Origin of the sequence: Pelagicoccus mobilis (assembly GCF_016595505.1) — a bacterium.
In the GTDB taxonomy this organism is placed as follows: domain Bacteria; phylum Verrucomicrobiota; class Verrucomicrobiia; order Opitutales; family Opitutaceae; genus Pelagicoccus; species Pelagicoccus mobilis.
The window spans coordinates 1-923 of sequence record NZ_JAENIL010000145.1 but is presented as its reverse complement, the minus strand read 5'-3'; the positions used below and the strand labels follow the sequence as shown (position 1 = coordinate 923).

The following is a 923-nucleotide window of genomic DNA, read 5'->3' as shown; positions in this document are numbered from 1 at the left end:
TCGAAGAGGATGTTGTGATGGACGGGCTTGCGGACGAAGCCGTCCATGTCGGCGACGAGGATGCGCTGGCGGTCCTCCTCGAAGGCGCTGGCGGTGACGGCGACGATCTTGACGTCTTTGCCGCCGGGCAGCTTGCGGATGGCCTGGGCGGCGCGTTCGCCTCCCATTCTTGGCATGACCATATCCATAAAGATGATACTGGGATCCCAGTTCTCGAAGAGCTCGAGGGCCTCGATGCCGTCGTGCCCGATCCGGGTCTCGAATCCGACGAGGCGGAGGAGCTGGTCGAGCAGTTCGCGGTTTTCTTTGCGGTCGTCGATGACGAGGGCCTTGGTGCCCATGAACTGGGGAGTGAGCTTGAGGACGGTCTTCTCTTTCTGGCGGATGGTCTCGCCGATGTCGGGGCTGAGCTCGGCCTGCATGGTGAAGGTGGCCTGGGTGCCTTTCCCGAGTTCGCTCTCGAGGGTGAGGTCTCCGCCCATGAGCTGGGCGTGCTGCTTGGAGATGGGGAGCCCGAGTCCGGTTCCGGTGTGGGACTTGGCGTTGGTGGAGGATTGGGAGAAGACTTCGAAGACGCGATCGATCTCGTCGCTCGGGATGCCGACGCCTGAATCGATGACCTGGAACTGTAGGATTATCTTTTCGGAGTTTTCGTCTGGGGTGGGTAGAGGCTGGGCTCTGAGGGTGACGTGCCCTTGGTCGGTGAACTTGATGGCGTTTCCGACGAGGTTGATGAGGATCTGGCGGACTTTTGCTTCGTCGCCTAGGACGCCTTCCGGGAGTTCGTCGCTGAACTCTGTCTCGAGTCGGATGTTCTTCTCGAGCGCCTTGGCGTTTAGCATGGATAGGATGTCCTCGAGGAGGGCGGGCAGGTAGAAGGGGGCTGGCTTTAGGGTTACTTTTCCGGCTTCGATCTTGGACAT

General features: G+C 60.6%; 1 protein-coding gene. It reads right to left on the bottom strand.

Annotated elements, in window-relative coordinates; all coding sequences use genetic code 11:
• Positions 1–923, bottom strand: a 923-nt coding sequence (locus JIN87_RS27970; RefSeq protein ID WP_200360048.1) for an ATP-binding protein, incomplete at both ends; no start/stop codon positions are given.